At 72.7% G+C, this 18,563-nt stretch carries 15 protein-coding genes and 3 pseudogenes; 10 read left to right on the top strand and 8 right to left on the bottom strand.

Translation table 11 applies throughout. From position 1 onward, the window contains the following. The first annotated feature begins 109 nt into the window (after window positions 1-109). Window positions 110-934, top strand: a complete 825-nt coding sequence (locus tag ACZ7KX_RS32870) for an SCO4651 family lipoprotein (RefSeq protein WP_470329651.1) — start codon at window positions 110-112, stop codon at window positions 932-934. Between the two features lie 165 nt (window positions 935-1,099). Here ACZ7KX_RS32870 and ACZ7KX_RS32865 read toward each other — a convergent pair. After that, window positions 1,100-1,986, bottom strand: a pseudogene (locus ACZ7KX_RS32865) (transposase); the annotation flags it as partial. A 155-nt stretch (window positions 1,987-2,141) separates the two neighbouring features. Further along, window positions 2,142-2,885: an alpha/beta hydrolase gene (locus ACZ7KX_RS32860; protein WP_470329650.1), complete on the bottom strand. Its 744-nt coding sequence runs from the start codon at window positions 2,883-2,885 to the stop codon at window positions 2,142-2,144. Window positions 2,886-3,743: 858 nt separating this feature from the next. Between ACZ7KX_RS32860 and ACZ7KX_RS32855 the strand changes: the two genes are divergently transcribed. Both ACZ7KX_RS32855 and ACZ7KX_RS32850 read left to right on the top strand, forming a co-directional pair. Beyond that, window positions 3,744-4,049 carry an HNH endonuclease family protein gene (locus ACZ7KX_RS32855; protein ID WP_470329649.1) on the top strand — a complete coding sequence of 102 codons (306 nt, stop codon included), beginning with the start codon at window positions 3,744-3,746 and terminating at the stop codon, window positions 4,047-4,049. A 164-nt stretch (window positions 4,050-4,213) separates the two neighbouring features. Then, window positions 4,214-4,864 carry a hypothetical protein gene (locus ACZ7KX_RS32850; protein WP_470329648.1) on the top strand — a complete coding sequence of 217 codons (651 nt, stop codon included), beginning with the start codon at window positions 4,214-4,216 and terminating at the stop codon, window positions 4,862-4,864. A gap of 44 nt (window positions 4,865-4,908) precedes the next feature. Here ACZ7KX_RS32850 and ACZ7KX_RS32845 read toward each other — a convergent pair. Both ACZ7KX_RS32845 and ACZ7KX_RS32840 read right to left on the bottom strand, forming a co-directional pair. Beyond that, window positions 4,909-5,180: pseudogene (locus ACZ7KX_RS32845) on the bottom strand (ATP-dependent helicase C-terminal domain-containing protein); the annotation flags it as partial. A 47-nt stretch (window positions 5,181-5,227) separates the two neighbouring features. Continuing rightward, a pseudogene (locus ACZ7KX_RS32840) lies at window positions 5,228-5,395 on the bottom strand (transposase); the annotation flags it as partial. 243 nt (window positions 5,396-5,638) lie between these two features. Here ACZ7KX_RS32840 and ACZ7KX_RS32835 point away from each other — a divergent pair. The 3 genes from ACZ7KX_RS32835 to ACZ7KX_RS32825 all read left to right on the top strand — a co-directional run bounded on the left by ACZ7KX_RS32835 (window position 5,639) and on the right by ACZ7KX_RS32825 (window position 8,654). Beyond that, window positions 5,639-5,842, top strand: coding sequence for a hypothetical protein (locus tag ACZ7KX_RS32835; RefSeq protein WP_470329647.1), 204 nt, complete (start codon window positions 5,639-5,641; stop codon window positions 5,840-5,842). Between the two features lie 309 nt (window positions 5,843-6,151). After that, window positions 6,152-6,502: an effector-associated constant component EACC1 gene (locus tag ACZ7KX_RS32830; RefSeq protein ID WP_470329646.1), complete on the top strand. Its 351-nt coding sequence runs from the start codon at window positions 6,152-6,154 to the stop codon at window positions 6,500-6,502. Next, window positions 6,495-8,654, top strand: a complete 2,160-nt coding sequence (locus ACZ7KX_RS32825; protein ID WP_470329645.1) for a caspase, EACC1-associated type — start codon at window positions 6,495-6,497, stop codon at window positions 8,652-8,654. The genes ACZ7KX_RS32830 and ACZ7KX_RS32825 overlap by 8 nt, the downstream gene beginning before the upstream one ends. A gap of 338 nt (window positions 8,655-8,992) precedes the next feature. Here ACZ7KX_RS32825 and ACZ7KX_RS32820 read toward each other — a convergent pair whose 3' ends face one another. From ACZ7KX_RS32820 to ACZ7KX_RS32805, 4 genes are all read right to left on the bottom strand, one after another. Next, window positions 8,993-9,499 (bottom strand): flavin reductase family protein, encoded by a 507-nt coding sequence (locus ACZ7KX_RS32820; protein WP_470329644.1) that lies wholly within the window; start codon window positions 9,497-9,499, stop codon window positions 8,993-8,995. Window positions 9,500-9,603: 104 nt separating this feature from the next. Next, a complete protein-coding gene (locus tag ACZ7KX_RS32815) occupies window positions 9,604-10,803 on the bottom strand; it encodes a PLP-dependent aminotransferase family protein (protein ID WP_355208690.1) in 1,200 nt (399 codons plus the stop codon). A gap of 122 nt (window positions 10,804-10,925) precedes the next feature. Continuing rightward, window positions 10,926-11,381 (bottom strand): nuclear transport factor 2 family protein, encoded by a 456-nt coding sequence (locus tag ACZ7KX_RS32810; protein ID WP_033354340.1) that lies wholly within the window; start codon window positions 11,379-11,381, stop codon window positions 10,926-10,928. Window positions 11,382-11,586: 205 nt separating this feature from the next. Continuing rightward, the gene (locus tag ACZ7KX_RS32805) at window positions 11,587-12,651 is read right to left on the bottom strand and encodes an aldo/keto reductase (RefSeq protein ID WP_470329643.1); all 1,065 of its coding nucleotides are present in this window, start codon (window positions 12,649-12,651) and stop codon (window positions 11,587-11,589) included. Window positions 12,652-13,097: 446 nt separating this feature from the next. Here ACZ7KX_RS32805 and ACZ7KX_RS32800 point away from each other — a divergent pair, with 446 nt between their 5' ends. From ACZ7KX_RS32800 to cs1, 4 genes are all read left to right on the top strand, one after another. Then, complete coding sequence (locus ACZ7KX_RS32800) at window positions 13,098-14,813, top strand: thiamine pyrophosphate-binding protein (RefSeq protein WP_470329642.1); 1,716 nt, start codon at window positions 13,098-13,100, stop codon at window positions 14,811-14,813. A gap of 2 nt (window positions 14,814-14,815) precedes the next feature. Continuing rightward, window positions 14,816-16,393 (top strand): asparagine synthase-related protein, encoded by a 1,578-nt coding sequence (locus tag ACZ7KX_RS32795; protein ID WP_470329641.1) that lies wholly within the window; start codon window positions 14,816-14,818, stop codon window positions 16,391-16,393. Between the two features lie 95 nt (window positions 16,394-16,488). Continuing rightward, on the top strand, window positions 16,489-17,439 hold the full coding sequence (speB, locus tag ACZ7KX_RS32790) for an agmatinase (RefSeq protein ID WP_350525849.1): 951 nt from the start codon (window positions 16,489-16,491) through the stop codon (window positions 17,437-17,439). After that, on the top strand, window positions 17,436-18,410 hold the full coding sequence (cs1, locus tag ACZ7KX_RS32785) for a clavaminate synthase Cs1 (protein ID WP_470329640.1): 975 nt from the start codon (window positions 17,436-17,438) through the stop codon (window positions 18,408-18,410). The genes speB and cs1 overlap by 4 nt, the downstream gene beginning before the upstream one ends. Window positions 18,411-18,563 lie beyond the last annotated feature (153 nt).

The following is an 18,563-nucleotide window of genomic DNA, read 5'->3' as shown; positions in this document are numbered from 1 at the left end:
CGGTGTCACGGGAGGTGAACGACCGTATTCATTTGGCAGTCCGACCTGCGCAAACGATAATGAACGTCGCCAATCCTGAAACAACTGAGAAGGAACCAGAGCTGTGCGAATGAGGGGGAGGGGCATCGTGGTGGCGGCCGCGGGAGCGGCGCTCACGATGGTCCTGGCGGGCTGCGGCGGGGAGCCCCACAGCAGTGCGGCGGGGGCCAGCCCGGCCGGGGACAAGGCCGCGAGCAAGCGGACCGACGCTGCGACCGTGCTGACGGCCGCGTCCAAGAAGACCGCCGAACAGGCCTCGTACCGGACGATCCAGACGGGGGAGGGCGGCTCCGACAAGTCCGAGATGCTCTTCCAGAAGCAGCCGTACGCCTCGTCCATCACGTCGTCGGGGAAGAAGAGTGCGGACAACCCCACCGGCGTCACCCAGGTGATCGCCACGGCCGACGCGACCTACATCAAGTCGGACCAGATCCCGGGCAAGAGCTGGTACCGCATGGACACGCCGGCAGGCAGCGGGCCCTCCGACGCGCGGGCTGCGGGGTCCATCAACGAGGTCGCGGGCGCGCTCGCCGCCACCGCGTCCACCTCGTGGGTCGGCGAGGAGCAGGTCGGCGGTCGAGCGGCCGACCACTACCGCGGCACGGTGGTCTTCGAGGAGCTGGCCCGCTACACCGGGCCCGCCATCAAGGACGAAGTGCGCGACTACTACGTCCAGTTGGCCAAGCGGCGGGGCGACACCTCGGCGGTCCTCGACATGTGGGTCGGCAAGGACGACCTCGTCCTGAAGTCGCAGCAGGTCACCACCGGCAGCAAGGGCCAGGCCCAGGTCTTCGAGGAGTACTCCGACTTCGGCACCGTCCCGGCCATCACGGCACCTCCAGCCGAGACCGTCGGCACCTGGGACGAGTTCATCGCCGGCACGGCGAAGCGCTAGAGATCGTCTTCAACCGCCCTGCTGCGCCTCGCGCTGCGCCGAGGGCTCCTCTGACGGCACGGCGCTGAGCCAGTCACGTCCGTGACGGAAGGCCAGCACGTCGGTCCATGAGCTTGTCATTGATCCAGTCGCCGGGGTTGGTGCCTTCTTGTGGTGGGCTGGTCTGGTGTACGCCTCGCCGGTGGCGAGGACTCTTCCCACGTCGTGACGGGTTGCCGGACGGATGATGCGCGATCCGGGCGGACGGCCGGGGCCGGGGCGGGAGGGTTTTGGTGCACGCGCTGGCGTCGTGGTCTGCGCGTGGAGGTTCCTGTACCCCCGTCCGACTCGGGCGGGCGTGAGTCTGTTCGGGTCAGCCCGCTTCTCCCGCGGGCGGCGGAGGTCGGCGGCCAAGGGGCGGGCGAGCCGGAGCTGCGTGTGGGCGGCGATCACCAGCCACGTCCACCGGTCGGCAGCCTCCGGGCTCCGCAGCCTGGGTTTGGTCCAACCCAGCGCTTCTCGACCGCCAGGCGGATGACGGTGCCCTCGATGATGGGCAGTTCGTCAGTGTGGTCCAGCCAGGCCCCGCGCCGGGTGAGCCGCGGGTGGAGCCGGTCCCAGGCCCGGTCAGTGGCCTTGCCGTAGAGGCGGGTGTCGCTGACGGTCACCGCCTGCTCGTCGCCCCAGGTGTCGCTCCGGCCGAACACGAACTCACCGCCGCGCTTGGGCGGACGGCCACCGGTCGGGTTGTAGACGCGGGGCGGGGTCGGCCGGCGCATCACCCGGTCCGAGCGCAGGCGCCCGAGAATCTGCACCGGCAGGCCGGCCGGCGTCCGCCGCAGCCGATCGACTTCCAGGTGGCCCTTGTTCAGCGCGCCGTACAGGGCGCCGTGTCCACGGCGGTGTTCCGGGGAGAGCGACAGGTCCACCAGCGTCTTGACGGGGCCGTCCGTGCACAGCAACGCGTCCGTCAGCTCGAACAACGCGTCCTGGGGTCCGCTCAGGCAGTCGTAGAAGTCAGCGCGGAAGCGTGACGGTTCCGCGAACGACTTCCGACGGTCTGACTTCTCCATCACGCTCATCGTTACGGCCTTCACGTCGATTCCCGTACCCCGTAGCTGAGTTCAGGATCACGTGAAGGCTGCTCCGCCGACCGCCAGATCCCCGTACGAGTGACGGGCTGGACGACCTGTTCGAGGCCGCAAGCAGACAGCCGGCTGGCTCGCCCTCAGCTCTTGGGCGGCGCGTACGTGGCCAGGAAAGCCAGAACATCCGGCAGCGCGCCGTCCTTGAGCAGATCCGCGCCGTGCCGGGCACCCGGATAGATCTTGAACTGTTTGCCGGGGCTTGAAGATGCGTCGTACAGCGCCTTGGCGTCGCCGCTGGACGGCAGGTCGTCCTTCTCCGCTGCGAAGAACGTTGGCAGTTTGCCGAGGGCGACCATCTTGGCCGCGTCCCAGTTGCCGGAGCGTTGGGGCGCGCTCAGCGCGACTACCGCCCTCACCGGTCCGTCGACCGGCGAAGCCGTCTTGTCCAGGAGGGCCGTAGCCGTACCTGATGCGCCGACCATGACCATCTTGGAGAAGCCCTTGCTCGCCAGGAAATGGCTGGCTGGGCCGAGATCATTGAAGAAGTCCCCGCTGCTGGTGAAGGCGAGCACGGCGTAACCGGCCTTGGTGAAGCTTCCGAGGTAGGGCACCCAGTCACACAGCGAGCCTCCGTCCTGGTGCCAGAAGATGAGCGCCACCTCGGCACCGCCGCTGTCCGAGTCCTGGAAGTACGCCTTGTTCGTATTTTCCCTGTCCTGCACGGTCACAGCGCCCTTGCGGCCCTGCTCCTCGGTCAGGCATCCGAACGTCGTGACGGTAGACGTGGAAGCAGTCGAGACCGGCGCCGCGGGACCGCTACACCCGGCCAACAGCAAAGCAGCGGCCGAAAGACTCGCAGCCGCGGCCACGCCTGTGCGCTTCATGATTCCCCTCTGGTGTATGCGGGCCAGCTCGGTGAAGCGGCCGTCAGCACAGTAGGGATCACGGCGCCGAGACGTCAACGGACGCGATCTTGGGGCGTAAGCACCACTGACCACCTCCGCAGTTCCGGAAGCCCGACGCGTACACGGCCGCCGTGGACGGCGCACCTCCGAGGTCGTGGCCCGGGAGCTCGACAGCGAAGCGACCGGGATCCCCGCGCTGGGCCACGGCGCGATCTCCGTCTGCTTCCACGACGCGGGCGGCAAGCGGGAGGGACGGATGACCGTCCGGTTCATCCCGGGAACCCCGCGGACCACAGACCTGCAGACCATCAGGACACAGGCGGTGGGAGAGATGATGCCCACACGCTTACGGTCTGCCCACGGTTCCCCGGCCAGGACATGGTCACCCAGGTCAGCCAGGCCGCTCTCGGTCAGAAGAAGTCGTGTGAAGTGATGTTGTGGCCGCAGCCCTGCCTTGCGCAGTCGAACCCTCTCGTCGGAGTTCTTGGAAATTCGAAGTCCGGACACCTGTGGCAGACGTGGCAGGGGAAGACGTCGGCGCCGGGATCGGAGTCACCGTCTGACAGCAGGGATCGTGCCTCGCCATGGAGCGACTGGAGCCGCTCTCTAACTTGACCGAGGTCGCCCGCAATCCGCTCCAGGGCCTTCTTCTGGGAATCTGTCAAGTCGTCGGCAGAACGCATCGCCACACTCCGTTGCCAGGGACGGCCTCTCAACGGCCGCCAGGGATGCCCTCATGTTGACTCCAGATACGCATGTGTGCACTTTGAATCACCACGAGACATGGCTGGGTGTCGCCCTACGACGACCTCGTGTTCACCGACGCCCGCCAGCTCGATGTCGACCACGTCGTCCCGCTTGCGGAGGCCTGGGACAGCGGGGCCCTCGGCGTGGTCGGCGTCCGAGCGGGAGGCCTACGCCAACGACCTGGGCGACGGCCGGTCGCTGGTGGCGGTCTCCGCGCGCAGCAACCGGGCGAAGGCGGACAAGGACATCTCCGAGTGGTTGCCGCCCCTGCAGTCCTACCGCTGCACGTACCTGACGGTCTGGACCGCGGTGAAGACCCGCCGGGGCCCTGCGGTCGACGGCCGGGAGCAGGAGGCGATGGAGCAGCTGGCCACCGGCTGCCCGACGAGACACTGACCGTGACCCTGGCCCGCTGAGACGACACCGGCCACGTGCTGACCCTGGCCTACTGGCCGGGCATCGGCCGCGCCCACCGGCTGTGGGCTACGGCCGTCGGAAGTCGTGCCCCATCGGCCGGATATGGTCGAGGCGCTCTTGCGGACCGGTCCTACGCTGGAGGCATGGCCACCGATCCCTTGCTGAGACAAGGCCCCGACTCGACGGATCTGGTCCTGCGCGTCGGCCCGGCCGGGCCGACGTGGAACGTGCTGACCTCGGCGGGGCCGGCGCTGTTCACTCCGCTCGCTCTGGGCGTGCCGACCCTGCTCGTCGCCTTCTGGATGGCGCTGGCCGGGGCGCGGGCGTCGACCGTGTTCGTGGTGGTGGGGGTGATCGCCGGGCTGGAGTACCTGATCGGCTGGGTGGCGCTGGCCTTTTCCCGGGCCCGGGACATCCTGCGGGTGGAGTTCGCGCCGGCCGGGGTGCCCGCGTCTCTGCGGTTGGTCCGGGCCGCCGGGCCGGACGACTGGCTGCCCGTCAAGACCCTGCGCGAGGTGCGTCTGACGCACAAGGTGGTGGAGCCGTACCAGGGGGACTACAAGCCGGCCGTCTCCACGCTCGCGCTGGAACTCGTCCTGCGGGGCGGCCGGGAGCGGCTCGCGCTCCCGTTCGGCGGCGACCCGCAGCGGCTCGCCGACGCGCTGAAGGCCCTGCTCGGCCCGGCTGGGGTCGTGGTGGAGCTGCGCACCGAGCGCAGCACGCGCGATCGGCCGGCGCCCAACTCCGGCTGGACATCCGGAGGTTCGGCCTCGGCCGGCTCGGGCGGCTGCTGACCCCGGGCTGCTCGTGGCGCTCCCCGGTTGGGCGTATTGAGCCGTCGGGTCGGCTCGGCCGCAGCCGGGTCCTCCGGCCACGGGTGGCGGGGGTAGCGGCCGCGGAGCTCGGCCCGCACGGCGCGGTAGCCCTCGCGTCAGAACGACGCGAGGTCGCCGGTGACGGCGGCTGGGTGCCCAGCCGGGGAGAGCAGGTGGACGGTCAGCGGGGCCGCGCGTCCGCCAGCGCGAAGGCGGCAGACCAGCCGAACAACTCGGGCAGTCTCACCGCGAGTACGGGCCGCTCGCCGCCGTAGTCGACCCGGACCCGCGAGCCCGGCCACGGGGACCAGCCGGACAGTCAGTATCGGTGAGAACGATCGCGGTCTCCCAGGGCGGGTGGTCGTGGGGAAGGTGACGCCAGGGGATGCCGGTGCGGTCGACGTAGAGGATCGCGTCCAGCAGGTCACGCAGTTCGTGCTCGGGTGTCGCGCAGATCACGGGTACGGGCGTACTCCGCCGAGTTCCAGAAGACGAGCCAGCCGATCGCATGCTCCTCCACGCGCTAGACGGCCAGCTCCGGGACCGGCCCCGCCCATGTCAGCCGCTCTCTGGCCAGCAGGGACTCGACAAGCCCGACGGCACGTTCCTTGGAGATCACGCCCTCATCATTCACCCCAGGTCAACCGGTTTCCAAGCTTGCCCACATCGCCAACTGAGATCTCAAAAGCGGTCTGAGGCGTCACCGTCAATAGTGGGCGCTCCCCGGTCTCCGAAGACTACGCTGCTGGGCTCATGGAACAGCTGCCCGAAAGCGTCGATCGCGACATCCTGGAGCATCGGATCATCTTCGCCCTCAAGGCGATCCGCGATGCACGCAACTGCACGCTTCACGAGGCATTGGATGTCTTCGTTGAACGCTATGAAGAACTCCGGCGCGACCGCCCGGATCACTTCACGCTGCCACGCGAGGAATACGGCCGGGGCTTCTATTCCTGACCCCACCACGCCCCAGCCGGGTGACCAATAGTCATACCGGGCAGGGAGATGAACTGTCCGCCCACAGGGAGCGCGGAGCTGCCGGCCTGCACGGACGGGCCACTGTCCGTGGCCGGGCGGGCGCCATCGGGCGCCATCGGGTGCCGGAGTGGTGGGAGGATCCGCGGGTACCGGTCCACACGTCTGCGCAAGTCCGCTGCAGAAGGGCCGAGTCGACCACATCGGAGGCGCCGTCCTGGCATCATCCCCTCCGTGCGCCCGGGAGGGGCCCGGGTCACGTCGGACACCGGTAGAGCAGGTGGGGAGAACATGGACGCACGCATAGCGGTCACGGGCGGCGACGAGGTCCGGGAGACGGCCGAACTGTGGGAGTGGCTGCGCCACGAGCGCGAACTGGTCGGCCTGGTCCGAGCCGTGCCGACAGCACCCGCCGAGGGCGAACTGGGCGGGGCCGTCGAGGTGCTGGAGGTGGCACTGGGCAGCGGCGGCGCGGGCGCCGTCCTGGCCGGATCGCTCTCGACCTGGCTGCGGACCCGTCGCACGGACGTGACGGTCGTCGTCACGACCCCGGCCCGCAGGGTCGAGCTGGACGTCCGGGGGCTCAAGCCCGAGGACGTCGCCCCCCTGCTGCGCGAGGTACTGAGCGGTGGCGATGACTGACCAGCCCGAGCCACCCGACTTCGCGAACTCCCGCGCGATCCTGATCGGGACGGGCACCTACCAGCGCAGCGGCTTCCAGCCGCTGCCAGCCGCCCTCAACAGCCTGACCGCCGTACGACAGGTGCTGACCGACCCCCGGCTGTGCGGCTGGCCGCCGGACCGGATCACCGCCATCCCCGACCCCAGCGACATCCGCGAGCTGCTCCCGCAATTGCGCGAACTCGCCCGGGCGACCCGCGGAGTCCTGCTGCTCTACTACGTCGGGCACGGTGTGATCCTGCCGCGCGGTCAGCTCTGCCTGACACTGACGGACACCAACCCCGATCACCCCGACGCGGGCGGACTGGTGTACGACCGTGTCCGCGAGGTGTTCCTGGACAGTCCGGCCAAGGTCAAGGTCGTGGTGCTGGACTGCTGCTACTCGGGCCGCGCCATCGAGGCGCTGGCCGCGGGGGCGGACCCCGCCGGGGCCGCGGACATCCGCGGGGCGTACATCCTGGTCGCCAGCGACCGGGCCGCCCACGTCGTCCCGCTGAGCGAGCAGGCCGAGGCGACCACGTCCTTCACCGGGACGCTGCTGGAGCTGATCCGGGAGGGCATGCCCGGAGGTCCCGTCTGGCTCACCCTCGGCGCCCTGTACCCGCACCTGCAGGACCGGCTGAGAGAGCGGGCACTGCCGCCGCCCAACCAGCTCGGCACCGATTCCGCCAACCTGTTCGCCTTCACCCGCAACGCCGCCCACCGGTCGCCCTTCGCCACGGCCCTGGCCGCCGCCTTCATCCGGGGCCGGAGCCACCGTGGTGTCTCCCTGGAGCGACTGGCGCAGGAGAGCGGCTGCTCGCCGGAGGAGCTCTCGTCCTACCTGTCGGGCGCGGCGATCGCCCCGCGCGACTTCGTCGACGCCTTCCTCGCCGCCCTGGAGCGGCACGGCGTCCCCCTGTCCGCGGGCCTCCTCGGCAAGCTGCACGAGCTGCGTCTGACGGAGCTGCGCGACAGCCCGCTGCCCGCCGTGCAGGTCGTGTATCTCCAGGAGGTCACCGAGCAACTCCGGGAGGCGGTCACGGTACTGACCAGGGAGCGGGACGAGGAGCGCCGCGGCCGGCTGGCGGACCGGGCTCTGGCCGCCCGGTTGGCGGCGCGGCTCACCGCCGAGGAGGAGCGCATCCGCCGCCTGCAGGAGTCCTCCGAGGAGAAGGACCGCAGGCTCGCGGCGGCCGTCGCGTTCGCCCACGCCCGGGAGTCGGACCTGACCGAGATCCGGCGCGAGGCCGACTCGCTGGGCCGGGAGCTCGGGGTCCTGCGACTCCAGGTCCAGCGGCTGATGGACCAGGCGGACGGCGAGCCCCTGCCCCCGCCCGACGCGGATCCGGTGATGGCCGCGGCAGCCCCGCCGCCGGTGCCCGCGCTGGCGACGGCCTCCGGTCCGGGAGCGGAGCGCACGGCCGTCCCCGTCGCCCGGCCGCAGCCGGCCGGTCCGCCGCCCCCACGTCCGTCCCGGCGCGCCCCGGTGCCCGTCGGCAGGGTGCTGGCCCAGGGCCTGCTCCTGCTGATCGGCCTGTCCGTGGTGGGCGCGGGCTTCGGCCGGTTCCTCGACGAGAGCCTCCGGGTGACGGCGCATCAGGGCGCCCCGGCCTGCGGCAGCCCGGGGACCGCCGCAGGGGTGGACTGCCTCAGGCCGGAGACCGGGCGGGTCACGGCGAAGTTCTCGGAGGACGGCGAGGCATCGACCGCGTACAAGATCTCGGTGCTCCGCGACACGGCGTCCGGCACCGAGACCTACACCGTCGGGAAGCGGTTCTACGACGACGTGGACTCCGGCACCGAGGTGGACCTCAAGGTCTGGCTGGGCCACGTGGTCGAGACCTCGTACCACGGCCACCGGGCCGACGTCCCCCTCTACGACCGGTGGGAGATGGTGCTGGTGGCCCTGCTGATCGGCGTGGGGACCAGCGTCGCCGTCCTGGGCGGCGGCCTGGCACGCCTGAACAACCCGGGGGTCCTGTGGGGCGCACCCGTGGCGATCGGTTTCACCTCGTGGATGGGCTCCAGCATCTTCGTGCAGGCGGAGCTCTCCCCGTGGGTGACGATGCCCGTGGGCGTGTTCTGCTGGCTCATCGCGTCCGCCGCGACCTGGGGCTTCGCGACGGTCTGACCAGCCCGTCCGTCCACCCGTCCGTCCCCCGTCCGGGTTTCCTCCGGACCGGGGAAGGGCGGGCCGCCGCCCACCGGCTGCGGACCACCGGGCCGTATCCGGCTCCGCAGCTGTTCGACCGGCTGGTGGAGGAGCTCGGCTTCGGCTACCTGGCCGGCGGAGCGGCTCCACCTGGTCGGCAGCAACATCGGCCGCCGGCCCGGGCCGATCCGCTACCGCGACATCGAGGCGTGGCGGTTCGGCGTCGGAGTCCGGGCCGGGGGCGACGGCGCCGGGCAGTGACCGGCCGCGCCCGCCCGACGTCGGCAGGCGGTCGGGCGGGTGGCCGACGGCCCGGGTCAGGCGACGCAGCGGCCGTAGTCGCCCCGCAGGAAGACCAGCGGCGGGCCGGTCCGCTGGACGGCGAGGTCGCGGACGGTGGCGGTGACGAACCAGTGGTCGCCCGCCGCCACCTCGCCCGCCGGCTCGCAGTCCAGCCAGGCGAGCGCGTCGACCAGCGCGGGGCAGCCGGCCGGGGTCAGCCGGTACGGCACCTCCCAGCGGGCCGGGTCGCGGGCCGCGAACCCCCGGCACACCTGCTGCTGGTCCGCGGCCAGCACGTTGACGCAGAACCGGCCGGCCGCGCGGATCCGCGGCCAGCTGGTCGAGGACTTGGCGGGCAGGAAGCCCACCAGGCGCGGGTCCAGCGACACCGAGGTGAAGGTGCCGACGATCATCGCGGGCGGTGGCTGCGCCGGGGCCGGCGGCGGTGCGGTCACCAGCACCACCCCGGTGGGGTAGTGGCTGAGCACCGACCGGAACCGGTCGGCGCAGACCGGTGCTCCGCTCAGGGTGGAATCGGACATGGCAGCAGTGCTCCTTCCCTCCCGGGTCGCCGCGGGGACGTGCCGACCGGCTCGTCCCCGCGGCCCCGTCTCACCCCGCCCGTGCCCGCGGCCGGTGCGGTGCGTCAGGCCACGGCCAGCGGTGCGGGCCGGTCGGCGAAGGCGACCCCGGGGAAGGACCGGGCCAGGTCCCGGACGTCGGCGGCCACCGACCGGGACTGCTCGCCGCGCAGCAGCAGCCGGGCGAGCAGCTCGGCCACCGTGGTCATGTCGTCCTCCTTCATGCCCCAGCGGGTCAACTCCTGGGTGCCGAGCCGCAGTCCGGAGCGGGCGGTGCTGGGCAGCACCACCGTGGTGGTGCGGATGTCGGTCGCGGTGAGCAGCCGGCCCCACTCGTGCGGGGTGTTGCCCTCGGGGTGGTGCACCCAGACCTGGTGGGTGTCGGTGAAGCCGAACGCCTCGCCTGCCACGTCGAAGCCGCGGGCCGCCAGCTGCCGGGCCAGTTCGCGTGCGTTGGCGATCACCTGGCGTGCGTAGTCCCCCCGGTGCGGCAGCAGCTCCTCCAGGGTGATCGCCAGGCTGCCGACGCTCGCCGAGTGGGAGCTCGACGCGGTGAACGGGATCCTGGCGCCCACCTGTTCGGCGATGGCGTCGCTGTTGGTGACCAGCAAGCCCTTCTGCGGGCCGGGCAGGGTCTTGTGGGTGCTGCCGGAGATGCTGTCGAACCCGCCGTCCAGCACGAGGGTCCCGGGCGCGGCGGGCAGCAGGCCCAGCAGGTGCGAGGCGTCCAGGCAGAGCACCGCGCCGGGGGCGGCGGCGCGCAGCGCCCGGGCGTCCGGCATCCGCAGCACGGTGGACGCGTCCAGGTAGATGACGTCGGCCGGGTGTTCGGCCGTCCGCTCCGCCAGCGCGGTGTAGTCGATCTCCAGGGTCTGCCGGTCGAACGGCACGTACTCGACCCGGTAGCCGAAGCCCTGGCAGATCGTCACGGTGGCGTAGTGGCCGCCGTCCTCCGGGGCGATCACCATGACCCGTCCTCCGGGGGGTGTGACCGCGGTGAGCACGGTGTGCATGGTGTGCAGGCCGGACAGGAACTGCACGTAGGCGTGCCGGGCGCCGTAGAACTCCTTGGTGAGGGAGACGCAGTGGTCGTACACCGCGTTCAGGTCGCTGACGTCGCCGTAGACGGCCACGTCGGTCTCGGAGTACGGGTACCGGTTGACCGCGTCGCTGGCCAGCGCCGCGGCGGCTCGTGGCGACAGCCGGTTCTCGATCGGGAACAGGTTCAGGCTGTGCTTGCGTTCCAGGGCGGCCAGGACGTCCATGATGCTCCTCGGGCGGTGCGGTGGGCGGGCGGGTGCGGTGCACCGGGGGGACGGTGCACACGGCGGGGCGGTTGACGCGGTGCAGGCGGCGGTGCGGTACGGGGAAGCGGGCGCGTCCGGGCTCAGAGCCAGGGGTAGCGGGCGGTGTCCCCGCCGGCGTAGTCGGGGTCCAGGTAGATGAAGGCGCGGTGGATCAGGTGGTCGCGGACCTCGAAGACGCCGCAGAACCGGCCGGCGCCCCACTCGGGCTGCCCGACCCGCCAGGGGCCGTCCCGGTGCTCGCCGTGCGTGGTGCCCTCCACCGCGAGGAGGTCCGTTCCGGAGAGGACCCAGGTGAAGGCCCAGGTGTGGTGGCGGACCGACGTGATGGAGCCGCCGAGGTCGCCGAACATCTTCGCGATCTCCGGCTTGCCGTGCGCCAGGCCCCACTTGGGGAAGAAGAAGTCGGCGTCCTCGGCGAAGAAGTCGAGCACCGGGGTGCCGTCGTGGCCGGTGCCGCCGTTGTCGAAGGCCTTGAGGTAGGCGGTGACGAGCGCCTTGCGCTGCTCGTCCGTCATGTCCGTGGCTGCCGTCGGCATGGAGGGTCCTCCGAGAGTGCGGGCCCGCGGGGCTGGTGCCCGTCGAGGGGGGTGGGCGCCCGCCGGGGGGACGGGCCCGGCCCGTGACGGCCGTCGAGCGGGCCGCCGCCGGCCTGGTCCCACCGTGGCAGCGCCTGCTTGGACCATCCTTGGCGTCCGGCCGTCCAGCGCTTTTCAAGTGCCGTTCCACCGGGCCCGGCGCGGCTCAGTTCCCGGTCATGGCCAGCAGGTTCGGTGCGTAGCGCGCCCCGTGGACCGGTACGGCCGCCGCCTCGGCCACCTCGGCGAGGTCCTGCTCGGTGAGCTCGACCGCGGCGACCGCCAGGTTCTCCGCGAGGTGGGTGCGCCGCCCGGTGCCCGGGATGGCGACCACGTCCCGGCCGCGGTGCTGCACCCAGGCCAGGGCCAGCTGGGCGAGGGTGAGCCCGAGCCGGTCGGCGACCGGCTGCAGGCGGTGCAGCAGCGGCCGGTTGCCGGCCAGACCCTCCGGGCTGAACCGCGGCTGGGAGCGGCGGAAATCCTCGGCGGCCAGGTCGGCGGTGGTGCGGATCGCGCCGGTCAGGAAGCCGCGGCCGAGCGGGGCGTAGGCGACCACGCCGATGCCCAGGTCGCGGCAGACGGGCAGCACTTCGGCTTCCAGGTCGCGGGTCCACAGGCTCCACTCGCTCTGCACCGCCGTCACCGGGAACACCGCGTCGGCCCGCCGGAGGGTCGCCGCCGACGGCTCGGAGAGGCCGAAGTGCCGGACCTTGCCCTCCGCTACCAGGTCGGCCACCGCGCCGGCGGTCTCCTCCACCGGCACGGCTGGGTCGATCCAGTGCTGGTAGTAGAGGTCGATGTGGTCGGTGCCCAGCCGCCGCAGCGAGCGCTCGCACGCGGCGCGGACGTAGGCCCGGTCCCCCCGCAGGCCCCGGAAGGCGCCGTCCGGGGAGCGCACCATGCCGAACTTGGTCGCCAGCACCACCTCGTCGCGGCGGCCCGCGAGCGCTCGGCCGAGCAACTCCTCGCCGGCGCCCACCCCCTGGACGTCGGCGGTGTCGAGCAGTGTGACGCCGGCATCGAGGGCGGCCCGGATCGTGGCGACGGCCTCCTTCTCGTCGGGCCGCCCGTAGAACGCGGTGGTGGGCAGGCAGCCCAGCCCCAGCGCGGACACCCGCAGACCGCGCAGGTCGCGCGCCGGCAGACCGGCCGGTGACGGGCCCGCGGGTGGCGGGAGGGCTGAACCCGGCGGCGGGACGGCGGAACCGGGCGCGGGCACGGCTGACGGCATGGCTGACCTCCGGTGAAGGGGAGACGCACGGGAACGGGCGGGCCCCGGGTGGCAAGGGCGACCAGGGGCGACCAGGGGCGACCAGGGGCCCTCGGGGCCCTCGGGGCCATCGGGGCCCTCGGGGCGATCGAGGCGCGGGCGATCGAGGCGCGGGCGGGCGAGCCCCGCCGGCGCGCGGCAGGCCCGACCCCAGCACGGTAGCGCCGTCCCCGGGGCGTCACAACAGCCGCCCCGCAGGCCGCTTGACGATTCGCTGACCACCCGCCGCCCGGCCCGGCGGGCAGCGGGTGCCGCAGCGCCAAGGCGATCGTCCATGCGCCTGCAAGCCCCCGGCCGCAGAGTCGAGACGCGGCGTCCCGGCCGGCCGAGTCCCGGCGGCGCGCCGCCTTCCGGCGTCGGCCCTCCGGCGCCCGCACCGATGCCCCCTTCGTGCCTGAGGAGCTGCCATGTCCCGTGTGTCCAAGAGCCCGAGCACCAACCCGACGACCGCCCACGCGCTGCTGCAGCGGCTGCGCGACCACGGGGTGCAGACGGTCTTCGGCGTCGTCGGCCGCGAGGCCGCCTCGATCCTCTTCGACGAGGTCGAGGGCGTCGACTTCGTACTGACCCGCCACGAGTTCACGGCCGGGGTGGCGGCCGACGTCCTGGCCCGGATCTCCGGCCGGCCGCAGGCCTGCTGGGCGACCCTGGGGCCGGGCATGACCAACTTGTCCACCGGGGTGGCCACCTCGGTCCTCGACCGCTCCCCGGTGATCGCGCTGGCGGCGCAGTCCGAGTCGCACGACATCTTCCCCAACGACACCCACCAGTGCCTGGACTCGGTCGCGGTGATGCGCCCGATGACCAAGTACGCGGTGGAGCTCCAGCGGCCCGACGACATCACCGACCTGGTCGACTCCGCGGTCGCCGCCGCGATGACCGAGCCGGTCGGCCCGAGCTTCATCTCGCTGCCCGTCGACCTGCTCGGCAGCGACATCGACACCACGGTGGTCCACCCCGCCGCCCGGACTCCCGCCAAGCCGGTCGGCGCGGTGCAGGACGGCTGGCAGGACGCCGCCGAACAGGCGGCGGAGCTGGTCGCGTCGGCGCAGCACCCGGTGCTGGTGGTCGGCGCCGCCGCGATCCGCTCCGGTGCCGTCCCGGCCGTCCGCGCGCTCGCCGAGCGGCTGAACATCCCGGTCATCACCACGTACATCGCCAAGGGAGTGCTGCCGCACGGCCATGCCCTCAACTACGGCGCCGTCACCGGCTACATGGACGGCATCCTGTCGTTCCCGGCGCTGGAGACGCTGTTCGGCCCGGCCGACGTCATCCTCACCCTCGGCTACGACTACGCGGAGGACCTGCGTCCGTCGATGTGGCAGCGCGGCGGCGCCAAGACCACCGTGCGGGTGTCGCCCACCGTCAACCCGATCCCGCGGGTCTACCGGCCGGACGTCGACGTCGTCACCGACGTGCTCGCCTTCGTGCGGCACCTTGAGGAGCGGACGGCCGACGTCCCGGCGAAGACCCCGCACGACATCACCCCGCTGCGCGAGCGGATCGCGGAGTTCCTCGCCGACACCGAGCGCTACCAGGACGGCATGCGCGTCCACCAGGTGATCGACTCGATGAACACCGTGATGGCGGAGACCGCCGAGCCTGGCGAGGGCACGATCGTCTCCGACATCGGCTTCTTCCGGCACTACGGTGTGCTCTTCGCCCGCGCGGACCAGCCGTTCGGCTTCCTCACCTCGGCGGGCTGCTCCAGCTTCGGCTACGGCATCCCGGCGGCGATGGGCGCCCAGCTCGCCCGCCCCGGGCAGCCCACCTTCCTGATCGCCGGCGACGGCGGCTTCCACTCCAACAGCGCCGACCTGGAGACCGTCGCCCGGCTCAACCTGCCGATCGTCACGGTCGTCGTCAACAACGACACCAACGGCCTGATCGAGCTGTACCAGAACCTCGGCCACCACCGCTCGCACGACCCGGTGGTCAAGTTCACCGGCGTCGACTTCGTCGACCTCGCCCGCGCCAACGGCGTGGAGGCCGTCAAGGCGACCACCCGGGAGGAGCTGCTCGCCGCGCTGCGCAAGGGCGCCGCGCTCGGCCGGCCGTTCCTGATCGAGGTGCCGGTGAACTACGACTTCACGACCGGCGGCTTCGGCGCGCTGAGCATCTGACGATGGCGTCGACACTGCCCGCCGCCACCGGGTTCCTGGCCGCCGTCCAGTACGACGGCGGCCGGTCCCCCGGGGCGTTCCCCGCCCCCGCCCCCCGGGGAGCGGACCCCGCCGCCCCCGAGGCGGTGTTCGCCTCCGCCGGCCCGCGCGCCGTCCTCCGGGCCCGGCCCGGCGGACCGGGCCTGGACGCCGTCCTGCTGCACTCCGGCGCACCCGACGCCGCCCACGCCCACCGGCGGGGCCGCACGGTGCTGCTCGCCGGGGAGCTCTACAACCGGGACGAGCTGCTCACCCTGCTCGGCGCGCAGGCCGGGCCGGTCACCGACGCGGACCTGCTGCTCGCCCTCGTCGACACCTACGACCTGCACGCGTTCCGGCTGCTCAACGGGCGGTTCGCGGCCGTGGTCGCGGACGGCGGCCGGGTGCTGCTGGCCACCGACCACGCCGGCTCCGTGCCGCTGTACGTGAGCGCCGTCCCCGGGACCGTCCTCGCGGCGACCGAGGCGAAGGCCCTGCGGGCCGCGCCGGTCGGCCGGCGGATCACGGCCGCGCGCCGGGTCCGCCGGCTGCCCGGCACCCACCAGGTGCCCGCCGGGACCGTCCTGGAGATCGGGGTGGCCACCGCGGACTTCACCGACCACCGCACCTGGGCCCCCACGCCGGCCCGCCGGATCATGGCCGAACAGGAGGCCACCGAGGCCGTTCGGCTCGCCCTGGACCGCGCCGTCCGCGCCCGCACCGGCCCGGACACCCCGCTGGTGGTGCTCTCCGGCGGCATCGACTCCTCCAGCGTCGCCGCACTGACCGCCCACCACCGGACCGGACCCGTCGACACCGTGTCGATGGGCACCGACCTCGCCGACGAGTTCCCGCAGGCCAGGGTGGTCGCCGAACACCTCGGCTCCGCCCACCGGGAGCTGACCGTCCACACCGACGACCTGCTGCGCCGGCTCCCGCACGCGGTCTGGGCCGCCGAGTCACTCGATCCGGACATCATCGAGTACCTGTTGCCGCTGACCGCCCTGTACCTGCGCCTGGAGGGCCCCGGGCGGCGCATCCTCACCGGCTACGGCGCCGACATCCCGCTCGGCGGCATGCACCGGGAGAACCGGCTCCCGGCCCTGGACAGCGCCCTCGCCCACGACATGGCCACCTTCGACGGCCTGAACGAGATGACCCCGGTGCTGTCCGGGATCGCCGGGCACTGGTCGACCCACCCGTTCTGGGACCGCGAGGTGCTGGACCTGCTGGTGTCGCTGGAGTCCGGGCTCAAGCGGCGCCACGGCCGGGACAAGTGGGTGCTGCGCGAGGCCATGACGGACCTGCTCCCGCACGAGACCGTCACCCGCCCCAAGCTCGGCGTGCACGAGGGCTCGGGCACCACCAGCTCGTTCAGCCGGCTGCTGACCGACGCCGGGGTGCCCGGGGACCGGGTGCACCGGGCCAAGGAGCTCGTCGTGCAGCACCTGTTCGACCGGGTCGTCGTCGACGGCCGGCACCCCGACGAGGTGGCCACCGCCGACGTGGTGCAGCTGGTCGCCGACGCCCTGGAGCACGACGCACTGCCGGCCCGCCCGTGACGCCCGCCCGCCGCAGGCCCGGCCCGGCCACCGGACGCACCAGCGGCACCCCCGGCGCCGACCGCAGCAGCACGACAGAGAGGAGCGAGAACCGCGTGGAGCGCATCGACATCAAGGTCTCCCCCCGGTACGCGCAGATCCCCACCTTCATGCGCCTGCCGCACGACCCCGACCCGCACGGCCGGGACGTCGTGGTCATCGGCGCACCGTACGACGGCGGCACCAGCTACCGCCCCGGTGCCCGCTTCGGGCCCCGCGCGATCCGCAACGAGTCCGGGCTCATCCACGGCGTCGGCATCGACCGCGGGCCCGGAACCTTCGACCTGATCAGCTGCGTGGACGCGGGGGACATCGACCTCACCCCGTTCAACATGCACATCGCCATGGAGCACGCCCAGCTGCGGCTGACCGAACTGCTGGACGACAACGGCGCCTTCCTGATGCTCGGCGGCGACCACTCGCTGACGCTCGCCGCGCTGCGCGCCGTCGCCGCCAAGCACGGGCCGGTCGCCGTCCTGCACCTGGACGCGCACTCGGACACCAACCCGGCGTTCTACGGCGGCGAGTACCACCACGGCACGCCGTTCCGGCACGCCATCGAGGAGAAGCTCGTCGACCCGCAGCGCATGGTCCAGATCGGGATCCGGGGCCACAACCCGCAGCCCGACTCGCTGGACTACGCCCGCGGCCACGGCGTGCGGATCGTCACCTCCGACGACTTCTGCGAACGCGGCCCCGCCGCGACCGCCCGCCTGGTGCGCGAACTCGTCGGCGACGCGCCCCTGTACGTCTCCGTCGACGTCGACGTGGTCGACCCGGCCTTCGCCCCCGGCACCGGCACCCCCGCCCCGGGCGGCCCGACCTCCCGCGAGGTGCTGGCGCTGCTGCGCGGGATCGGCGACCTCTCACCCGTCGGCTTCGACGTCATGGAGGTCTCCCCGCTCTACGACCACGGCGGCATCACCTCCGTCCTGGCCACCGAAATCGGCGCGGAACTCCTGTACCAGTACGCCCGCGCCCACACCCGAGAGAGGACCACCCCGTGACCGTCCTGGACTGCTCCGAGCACGCGGCCGCCCTGCGGACGCTCGCCGCCCGGCTGCCGCAGATCCCGCGCGCGGACCTGCCCGCCTTCCTCGACACCGCGCACGCCGCGGCCGCCGACCTCCCCGCCGGCCTGGCCGCGGCACTGGACGACTTCAACAGCCGCGGCAGCACCGACGGCTACCTCCTGCTGCGCGGCCTGCCGGTGGACGCCGACGACGCGCTGCCCGCCACCCCGAGCAGCACCCCCGCGCCGGCGGACCGCCCCCTGCTGCTCATGGAGGCCATGCTCGGCATCGTCGGGCGCCGGCTCGGCCTGCACACCGGCTACCGGGAGCTGCGCTCCGCCACCGTCTACCACGACGTGTACCCGTCGCCCGGCGCCCACCACCTGTCCTCGGAGACCTCCGAGACGCTGCTGGAGTTCCACACCGAGATGGCGTACCACGTGCAGCAGCCCGACTACGTGATGCTCGCCTGCTCCCGGGCCGACCACGAGCGCAAGGCCGCCACCCTGGTCGGCTCGATCCGCAACGCGCTGCCGCTGGTGCCCGCCCGGTTCCGCGCCCACCTGTACGACCGGCCGGTGCCCTGCTGCGTGGACGTGTCCTTCCGCGGCGGCGTGGAGGACCCCGGCGCGATCGCCAACGTCCGCCCGCTGTACGGGGACCCGGCCGACCCGTTCCTCGGCTACGACCGCGAACTGCTCGCGCCCGAGGACCCCCGGGACGTGGAGGCCGTCGCCGCGCTCTCCAAGGCGCTGGACGAGGTCACGGAGGCGGTGCACCTCGTCCCCGGGGACGTCCTGGTCATCGACAACTTCCGGACCACCCACGCCCGGACGCCGTTCACCCCGCGCTGGGACGGCAAGGACCGCTGGCTGCACCGGGTCTACATCCGCACCGACCGCGGCGGCGCCCTGTCGGGCGGCGAACGGGCCGGTGACGTCGTCGACTTCACCCCGCGCCCCTGACCCGCCGCGCCCCGACCCGCCGCCCGGCCCGGAGGGCCCGCAGGACCGACCGTCGTCGGCCGCCTGCGGGCCCTCCGGCCGTACGGCCGCCCGGCGCGGACGAGTTGGCCGGGCATCGCCGGTCGGCACCGCGCCGACTCGACCTGACAGACC

It is taken from the genome of Kitasatospora sp. NPDC038210, assembly GCF_055600605.1.
The sequence above is the reverse complement of the archived record's forward strand: the minus strand, read 5'-3'. Positions and strand labels throughout refer to the sequence as shown.

What these genes read in the sequence shown, in the direction of transcription:
- ACZ7KX_RS32870 (WP_470329651.1), top strand. Translation starts at nt 110, where the DNA reads ATGAGGGGGAGGGGCATCGTGGTGGCGGCCGCGGGAGCGGCGCTCACG.
- ACZ7KX_RS32860 (WP_470329650.1), bottom strand. Translation starts at nt 2,885, where the DNA reads ATGAAGCGCACAGGCGTGGCCGCGGCTGCGAGTCTTTCGGCCGCTGCT.
- ACZ7KX_RS32855 (WP_470329649.1), top strand. Translation starts at nt 3,744, where the DNA reads ATGTCGACCACGTCGTCCCGCTTGCGGAGGCCTGGGACAGCGGGGCCC.
- ACZ7KX_RS32850 (WP_470329648.1), top strand. Translation starts at nt 4,214, where the DNA reads ATGGCCACCGATCCCTTGCTGAGACAAGGCCCCGACTCGACGGATCTG.
- ACZ7KX_RS32835 (WP_470329647.1), top strand. Translation starts at nt 5,639, where the DNA reads ATGGAACAGCTGCCCGAAAGCGTCGATCGCGACATCCTGGAGCATCGG.
- ACZ7KX_RS32830 (WP_470329646.1), top strand. Translation starts at nt 6,152, where the DNA reads ATGGACGCACGCATAGCGGTCACGGGCGGCGACGAGGTCCGGGAGACG.
- ACZ7KX_RS32825 (WP_470329645.1), top strand. Translation starts at nt 6,495, where the DNA reads ATGACTGACCAGCCCGAGCCACCCGACTTCGCGAACTCCCGCGCGATC.
- ACZ7KX_RS32820 (WP_470329644.1), bottom strand. Translation starts at nt 9,499, where the DNA reads ATGTCCGATTCCACCCTGAGCGGAGCACCGGTCTGCGCCGACCGGTTC.
- ACZ7KX_RS32815 (WP_355208690.1), bottom strand. Translation starts at nt 10,803, where the DNA reads ATGGACGTCCTGGCCGCCCTGGAACGCAAGCACAGCCTGAACCTGTTC.
- ACZ7KX_RS32810 (WP_033354340.1), bottom strand. Translation starts at nt 11,381, where the DNA reads ATGCCGACGGCAGCCACGGACATGACGGACGAGCAGCGCAAGGCGCTC.
- ACZ7KX_RS32805 (WP_470329643.1), bottom strand. Translation starts at nt 12,651, where the DNA reads ATGCCGTCAGCCGTGCCCGCGCCCGGTTCCGCCGTCCCGCCGCCGGGT.
- ACZ7KX_RS32800 (WP_470329642.1), top strand. Translation starts at nt 13,098, where the DNA reads ATGTCCCGTGTGTCCAAGAGCCCGAGCACCAACCCGACGACCGCCCAC.
- ACZ7KX_RS32795 (WP_470329641.1), top strand. Translation starts at nt 14,816, where the DNA reads ATGGCGTCGACACTGCCCGCCGCCACCGGGTTCCTGGCCGCCGTCCAG.